This window comes from Anaerophaga thermohalophila str. Valhall, from assembly GCF_000250735.1.
In the GTDB taxonomy this organism is placed as follows: Bacteria; Bacteroidota; Bacteroidia; order Bacteroidales; family Marinilabiliaceae; genus Anaerophaga; species Anaerophaga thermohalophila_A.
In genome coordinates, this window is the sequence record NZ_AHZV01000248.1 from 1 (window position 1) to 7266 (window position 7266).

The window sequence follows — 7266 nt, forward strand, 5'->3', positions numbered from 1 at the left end:
ATAATCATAGAATTTAAAATAAACACAATTAGTTATTTGATTTTTTCTAAAACCCAAAGCCTATACTGAATGACATTGAATGATTTTTCAAATCACCCTGAATTTTTTCCAACAACACATAACTATATCCCTCGTAAACCGGTGTCACTCCATATTTATATCTTGCATCAACGAATAAGAATAATGTATCGCTGATATCAAATTCAAAACCGATTCCACCTATCGCCGAAATTTCATAACTATTAATACTCGACGAAACATTCGCTTCTCCCGTATATGTGTGAAAACTGGTTTCACCGAACATAGTGCCTTCAAAGACAGTCCCGCTGTGAAGATTGAAGCCAATTGCCGGACCGGCATTTAATTTAAGATCAGCGCCACCAAGGGGAACGGAATATTGTGCAAAAAGGGGAATTTCCAGATTATGCATTCGCAAATATTGATTTTCTGCTTTCAAGAACCCTGATAAATTAAAATTCGTAAGCCTGCCGCCTCTTTGTGAATAATCCGTTTCCAACTGAAGAGCGAATGATTTCGAAAAGTTATAACGCACTAATGCACCAGCAATAAATCCTTGAGCAATGTTGGTATATGGTTGCTGATCCGTAAACTCACTGATGGTTGTACCAAACCTAAACCCAATGTTAATTGACTTTTTTGCCACATTGCGGGTGGCAGTACCTAATGAACTCTGATCCTCTGAATTGACCTGAGCCGACACATTGTGCCCGTAACAACTGACCATAAATAATACAAGGGGAAAAATGCTTTTCCACAGGGTGATTAGCTTTTTTAATTTCTTCATCATAAAACAGTTAATAATTACTATATATAATTTATCACACAGAAAACTAATTAAAATTCAAATCTTAATTTTCTACAAAATTAAAATAATTAGTTAAATAAAATTTTTCAATAATACTTTTTTTTGACGATTTACTTTATATCAGGGATTAAATAGCAAAAAAATATAATAAAATAATTAATTACAAAATATATAAGATAATATAATTATTCCATGATCATCTTAAAGTAAAATCTCACTGTTGTTGAACCAAATCCATTTCATCAGCATATAATTTATTAAGTTATTGATCTAATGGAACTCATTCTGAATAAACAGGACTCATTTAATTGCTCCATCCATTTTCTCACCAGTCGGAACCATGGAATTCAAATGTCTTTTGTCAAAAGAATATACAGTATTTTATTTGCAACAAAAAAACGCTTCAACCACATCATAGGGCATACAGGTCCCGATATTTTTGTTATTTTTTAAACGACAATTGAATTAATCGCCGCACAAAGTTTCAGTTATGGACTTGTTCCTGACTTTTTGATTTTGAACACATAAAAATTCTAATCCATTATTCATCAATTTGCTTAGAACATTTATTTAACAGCATTAAACTAAACCTGAAGACAATGAAAAACAAGCAGTATTCGAAACATTTTCTGTTAAAGATTGAACCCTATGAAGAAAAAATAAAAAACAATTCACAATGTTAAGATGTGTAAAAATAGTTTATCTGACCAAAAAATAAAATTTTTCAACACAAGATTTTCTGAACCACGGGACTTTTTTTCTGAATCGTTGACCTCAGACAACGAAAGAAAAATTTCCAGAATATAATTTTCGCATTTTTTCTGCCATATCATAGTTATCTTAAGTCGTATTACCTGCATATTATTATATTTGTATTTATGAGCCCGGTCTAAAAAGCATCTTTGTTGCCAAACTCTGTGTTGTTTTAAATTTTTGCATCCTCAATAACAACGATTTAACTCCGGTACAAAAATTTAAAACGCCTTGATTTTGACAAAAATATGCTTTTTATACCGCACTCATTTATCCAACAACCAATTGCCGGCACAGTCATGCAAGAATTCACAGAACTCCTTACCTCCATAGATATGTCAATCGGAGGTTCACAATGGTTTGTTTACCTGCTTTTAGGGACGGGTATCTTTTTCACGCTTTACCTTTACTTTCCGCAAATCAGATATTTCAAATATGCACTTAAGATTGTCAGGGGAAAGTTTGACCGGGAAGGAGACGAAGGAGACACCAGCCATTTTCAAGCGCTTACCACAGCGCTTTCGGGAACAGTGGGCACGGGCAATATTGCAGGAGTTGCTCTTGCGTTACACCTTGGAGGCCCGGCAGCTCTTTTCTGGATGCTGGTCACAGCATTAATCGGAATGACCACTAAATTTGTTGAAGTAACGCTTTCTCATAAATACCGGGAAAAAGCATCTGACGGTTCAATAAGCGGTGGCCCGATGTACTACATGAAAAAGCGATTAAACATTAAGCTGCCTTCAGGAAAAATAATAAAAACGGGCAGTTTCATGGCTGTTGTATTTGCCATCGCTACGATATTCTCCTCCTTTGGCACCGGTAATCTGCCCCAGATCAACAGCATATCCAACTCTCTTTTCGAAACATTTGAAATTCCGCATATTATAACCGGTGCCATATTGAGCATATTTCTTGCATTCGTTATAGTTGGCGGAATTAAGCGGATTGCGCGGGTTACCCAAACACTGGTTCCTTTTATGGCTGTGGTTTATTTTATTGGTGCTCTGATGGTTATTATTTACAATTACGAGAATATAATCCCATCTCTCGAGGCCATTGCCACCGGTGTATTTAGCGGAAGTGCAGCTACAGGCGGTTTTCTTGGCGCATCGGTAGCTTTTGCTTTCAACAGGGGAGTTAACAGGGGATTGTTTTCGAATGAAGCCGGCCAGGGTTCGGCACCCATTGCTCATTCGGCTGCAAGAGCACACGAACCGGTCTCGGAAGGACTGGTTGCTCTCCTCGAACCATTCATTGACACAGTAATTATCTGCATGTTGACAGGGCTAACACTGCTTGCATCGGGAGCCTGGAGCGAAAAATACGAAAATAAATTCCAGATGACTGACATGGAAATTTTAGCCGGAGAATACAAGGAAAACACGAATGAGAATGCATTGAAGCTACATATAAAAGGCAAAGACCTCCTGCCCCGGTATGACGGAGACGTTCAGATAGAGAACGGGAAAATTGCGGATGACATAACCATTATCCATGCGCGCTCAGTAGCCGAAGATGTATCTTTCAGGAATCAGGATGGCACTCTTTTTACCGGAAAAGCCAAAGTAAGAAACGGACAACTGACCGAGCCCGAAAAATATGTTGTTTACGGAAAATCGCTCCTCCACAGTGCTCCGCTGACAACCGTAGCTTTTTCAAAAAGCTGGTTCGGCGAATACGGGAAATATATCGTTTCAATAGGACTTTTGCTCTTCGCCTTTTCAACTGCCATTGCGTGGTCATATTATGGCGGACGGGCTGTTACATTCCTTTTTGGGATTAAGGGAGTCATCTGGTATAAAATAATTTATATCATAGGCTTTTTCCTTGCTTCTTTCACAGATACCACAATTGTATGGATTTTTTCTGGAATTACCATCGCTCTTATGACCATTCCCAACCTGCTCGGTCTCCTGATACTTCACCGTGAAGTAAAAGCCGAAATCGGTAGTTTCTGGGACGAGTACCGGAAAAGCTTTCCGAATGAAAAAGCCCCCAAAAGATAAAACGTGTTATTCATGCCGGACAGGCTGCCCCGATTTTCCAGGAGAACTCGCATGATTATTCTTATACATCTTCTTTCGTAAAGATTTTTACCATGCTCATTTCGTTTATTGTTATTGGCTTATTTGTTGCAGGAATTGTTGCAGGTTCATTTTTCAGAGGCAATAAAAAATTCATCACGCTTAACGAAAAGCTTGTAAGTATAGTTGTTTTCGCACTATTGTTTTTTCTTGGCATTTCGGTCGGGTCTGATACAAGAGTTGTAAACAATATTTCATCATTAGGCTGGAAAGCAATCGCTCTGAGTGGTGGGGCAATTTTAGGAAGTTTGTTACTTGCGGCCATGGTGTCTTCGTTTTTCACCAATGATGCAAATAAGAATAGAAAACCTGACAGGGGTACCGAAAGAGTAATCTCAATAAAATTAATTCTGAGAAACCAGAGTATCTGGATATTATTATTTTTCATTCTGGGAATAACCATCGCTTTGAATAAGCTGGTACCGGCATATTGGGGAAACAATACAGTATCCACAGTCATCTTATACATTATGATGATACTGGTAGGCTCAGGAATAGGCAGTGACCCCAGGGCACTGGAAATATTGCGAAGCACCAGGCTCCATATTTTGATTGTTCCTGTTGTAGTAGTCGTTGGAAGTATTGCAGGAAGTATGTTGATTTCATTTCTGACACCTGATATTAATGCGACTAACGGTATGGCAATCGGTGCAGGATTCGGATATTATTCACTCTCGGCAATTATAATCGGAAAAATAAGCGGAAATGAAATGGGGGTTATTGCATTACTGGCCAACATCTTCCGCGAAGTTTTTACGCTGGTGGCAGCTCCCTGGCTCGTCAGGTGGTTCGGAAAACTCGGTGCAATTGTGTCGGGTGGAGCTACTGCTATGGATACCACTCTGCCGGTAATCGTAAAAGCAACAGGAAAAGAATTTGCAGTCATAAGCATTTTCAGCGGCATCGTGCTATCAATGCTTGTTCCTGTGCTGGTACCATTGCTATTGGGGAATTAATCACAATTCCAGCTCCACACGGCTTTTATCTATCAGGCCTGTACCTTTTCTTCATTCATTACATCGCTCTCCACGACACCATCACGCAAGCGAACTATACGCTGGGCATGCATAGCAATATCTTCTTCGTGAGTTACCAGTACAATGGTATTCCCCTCGGCATGAATCCGATCGAACAGCCGCATTATATCGACAGAAGTCTTTGAATCGAGATTTCCGGTTGGTTCATCGGCCAGAATCAGAGACGGATGATTTACCAAAGCACGTGCCACGGCCACTCGTTGTCTTTGTCCTCCCGATAATTCATTAGGCTTATGAAGCATACGGTCGGCAAGACCAACGTTTCGGAGCGTTTCTTCACCTCTTTTATACCGTTCTTCCCTTGGAACACCCCCATAAATTAAGGGTAAAATAACGTTTTCGAGAGCAGAATAACGTGGCAGCAAATTAAAGGTCTGAAAAACAAAGCCAATTTCACGATTTCGTATTTCAGCCAATTCATCATCACTCAAATGGCTTACATCGGTTCCGTTCAAAACATACCGCCCCATCGATGGTGTGTCGAGTGCTCCAATCAAATTCATCAATGTAGATTTTCCCGAACCCGAAGGGCCCATAATAGCAACATATTCGCCTTTATTAATCGACAGAGTTACTCCATTCAGTGCTTTAACAGCCTGATTTCCAAGATGATAATGTTTGTGAAGTTCTTCTATTAAGATTACATTTCTGTTCATCAGTATAAAATTAGTCTAAGTTATTGGTCTGATAGAACTCGCATGATTGGGTTTATACATGTTCTCTTGTGACAAACCTTGTCATGATCGTTTCATCAGCATAAAATTTGCTTAAGTTATTGGCCTGATGGAACTTGTATGCAAAACTTTCAATTGTTAAGTTGTTGATGTTGTTAATGTTGTTAATGTTGTTGATTATTGTTAGAGTGTAATATGATGTTTTATTACATTTTCTAACAATCCTAACAATCTAACAGTCCTAACAGTCCTAACAATCCTAACAAGCTAACAGTCCTAACAATCTGTACTTCAGGATACCATCCTGCCCTTCTGCCTTCTCACCTTTCTACCATTACCCCATGCTCCATGCCCTCAGCCCCATGCCCATACTTCTGCCTTCTGCCTATAAGTTGCTTAAATCAAAAAATCCAACGATCTGCCAGGGCAACCTTTGCCATGCTCCGTTCTCCCCGGATTGTAAACATGACCCCCGAAGGCCGTCAAATGTTTATAGGATATAATTTCCACATGAGTATCGGCTCCCGGATGGTTGAATCTTTTTTCTTAGATGTATACCTCTCCTTTTGGTTTAAATAGTTTCCGTCCATAAAGTGCCATTTACTGTGTTACACTCGTCCGAAAATTACTCATTTACGATGAGTAAACTCCGTATTTTCGGACTTCGCAAGCCTTGTAAATGACACTTTCTGAACGGAAACATGATAAGTAGGAAACTTTTCCTACTTTATAGACGAGTTCTAAATAGTGTCTGTCAATAAAGTACCATTTGCTGTGTTATGCTCGTCCAACAATGCCCCAATAAAATTAAAGTCGGACAACGTAATGCTGTTTGGTACATTCTTTTCTGAAAAAAACAATACCTATCCTGTAAAAGTCGAGTGAGACCGTAACCCGGGGATGACCTGAAATAATATGCCATGCCTCTTCCATCTCTCTACTCCAATGGATATCATCAAACACAAAAATTGTATCATTGTGCACTTTTTTCAGACATATTTTAAAATACCCAAGCACACTATTCTTGCGGTGATCGCCATCAAAGAAGACAAAATCAAGCCGGGCAAGCTGGTCTAAGGCCTCTGGTAAAAGTTCTGCAAAAGAGCCTTTCCAAACGCGGATGTTTGGCACCTCAACAATTTCAAATAATTGTTTTGCAATCTCATACAGATGGGCGTTACCTTCAATGGTAATTACACCGGAACGTGAGTCAGGCAGCGCTAACCAAAGTGTACTAAGTCCGGTGCCAGTACCCAATTCCAGTATATTGCGTGCGCCGAAATGGTTGATCAACCTGAAAAGTATTTTCCCGAATTTAGGGGGGAGGCTTCCTTCCGAAACCAGTTGTTTTATTTTCTTCTGCTGTTTATTCGATACAGATGGGGCACCAAGTGTATGGGTTTCAATAACCGTGCTGTTTTTTAATAGCATCCTTCGGGCAGCATCAACTCTTTTAAAAGCATAAAACGGATATTTCTCCCCCGCCAATTCTCTAACCAGAAAGAATACAAAGGGTGAATGAATGCCATATCCCTTGCGATGCCTTGCAAAAAGAAAATATTTCAAATAAGAACGAATCCTGAAAATAAGAATATGCGTGTTCAATTTCTAGTTTTGTTATTTATTTAGTGTCTTTCCATAAAGTGCCATTTACTGTGTTACGCTCGTCCGAAAATTACTCATTTACGATGAATAAACTCCGTATTTTCGGACTTCGCAACTCTCTCACCTAAAATCCGCAAGTAATTGTTTAAAATTGTGATGAATTCCTTGCGGTTTCGATATAGTAAATCATCTCATTTGGTCTCATGCTTCACCCAAATGAGTGATTTCCTAAATCGGGGTTGACCTGACTTCTGCAAAAGTTTTTATCAATAAATATCACTACT

5 protein-coding genes are annotated in these 7266 nt (G+C 39.1%); 2 read left to right on the plus strand and 3 right to left on the minus strand.

Translation table 11 applies throughout. The features are described 5' to 3' along the window. Window positions 1-46 precede the first annotated feature (46 nt). Window positions 47-808, minus strand: a complete 762-nt coding sequence (locus tag OQ5_RS0113230; RefSeq protein ID WP_082179588.1) for a porin family protein — start codon at window positions 806-808, stop codon at window positions 47-49. Between the two features lie 1070 nt (window positions 809-1878). On the opposite strand from OQ5_RS0113230, the gene OQ5_RS0113240 reads away from it, so the two are divergent. Further along, complete coding sequence (locus tag OQ5_RS0113240; RefSeq protein WP_044107871.1) at window positions 1879-3588, plus strand: alanine/glycine:cation symporter family protein; 1710 nt, start codon at window positions 1879-1881, stop codon at window positions 3586-3588. Between the two features lie 92 nt (window positions 3589-3680). Then, window positions 3681-4622, plus strand: coding sequence for a lysine exporter LysO family protein (locus OQ5_RS0113245; protein ID WP_016777949.1), 942 nt, complete (start codon window positions 3681-3683; stop codon window positions 4620-4622). 32 nt (window positions 4623-4654) lie between these two features. On the opposite strand, the gene OQ5_RS0113250 is transcribed toward OQ5_RS0113245, so the two are convergent. Further along, window positions 4655-5359: an ABC transporter ATP-binding protein gene (locus OQ5_RS0113250; RefSeq protein ID WP_016777950.1), complete on the minus strand. Its 705-nt coding sequence runs from the start codon at window positions 5357-5359 to the stop codon at window positions 4655-4657. Window positions 5360-6184: 825 nt separating this feature from the next. Next, window positions 6185-6982, minus strand: coding sequence for an O-methyltransferase (locus OQ5_RS0113260; RefSeq protein ID WP_016777952.1), 798 nt, complete (start codon window positions 6980-6982; stop codon window positions 6185-6187). Window positions 6983-7266 lie beyond the last annotated feature (284 nt).